The organism is Parendozoicomonas verongulae, assembly GCF_009711465.1.
Lineage (GTDB): Bacteria > Pseudomonadota > Gammaproteobacteria > Pseudomonadales > Endozoicomonadaceae > Sansalvadorimonas > Sansalvadorimonas verongulae.
The window spans coordinates 26,288-27,228 of sequence record NZ_SMME01000826.1; the positions used below are offsets into that span (position 1 = coordinate 26,288).

Genomic DNA, 941 nt, shown 5'->3' on the forward strand with positions numbered 1-941 from the left:
ACATCTCTGCTGATCTGACGATGAGAGCGGAGCAGCTTGACTGAAGCAAAGGTGGTACCACAAAGGCAGGTGGTGTTCCGCTTTCCCCGGTATACTGCCCCCTTTTCATTCTGGCTCAATATTTCTACTTCCAGTGCAGAGCTATCGTAGTCAAAATCACTTAAGACTGAGGATGCAGTTTCATCAGCCTCTTCAACCTCTTTTTTGACAACATTACGACAGTGAATTTCCCAGGCGTTGATATCAGAACGAAAAGGCAGCGGAAGCCCATCAACATATTCACCTGTTATTACTATGCCATCTGCCGCTGACGGGGAATGAGCTTTGCCAGGAGTTGCAGAGCAGGTAGAGCTCTCAGCTATAAGCCTGAGGCTTTCCTTGTCCTGACGTGGCAGCCTGATTCTGGATGGGCTCCCAACCCCCTGACAGATCAGACTATTTTCTGGGGCCGATACACAAAATGTGTCGTTCAAAGGCTGAACGACAGGTGATGATGTGCGGATACGGCTTGTTGAGATGATATCTGCCCCCCCTTCTACTGATGGCAAAATAAGAGTACAGCTACTCACCTGCTTATCAGTACTCGCATCAACAACAATAGCAGGAGCAGCGGTCAGGATAAGCCAGAGATATGATACATTTGTCAGTGCCATGCAGTTCAAAAAACCATACTGCAAATTACGATTGTAGTGGCCTGTCTTTGTAACGAGCATAACCACTGATCCAACTCAGGCAAGGTAGGCTAGTCGATGAGTAAGGCTGGGGCAATTTTCAAACTCGATAAAACTCAGGGGAGAGATTGCTCAATATCAACATCTTTTCGGGTCTGAACTGTTGAAGCTATAGCGGTTTTTAAATCCCGCCTCCTTTCTTTTTAATCCGCTTCTCCGAGCATTGGCTGTTGATGCTGGTCTGGCGGTGAGAGTTAAGCAGGTTGACCG

General features: G+C 47.5%; 1 protein-coding gene. It reads right to left on the reverse strand.

The window, feature by feature from the left end:
- On the reverse strand, window positions 1-713 hold a 713-nt coding region (locus tag E1189_RS25435; protein WP_230460327.1), incomplete at its 3' end, for a hypothetical protein.
- Window positions 714-941 lie beyond the last annotated feature (228 nt).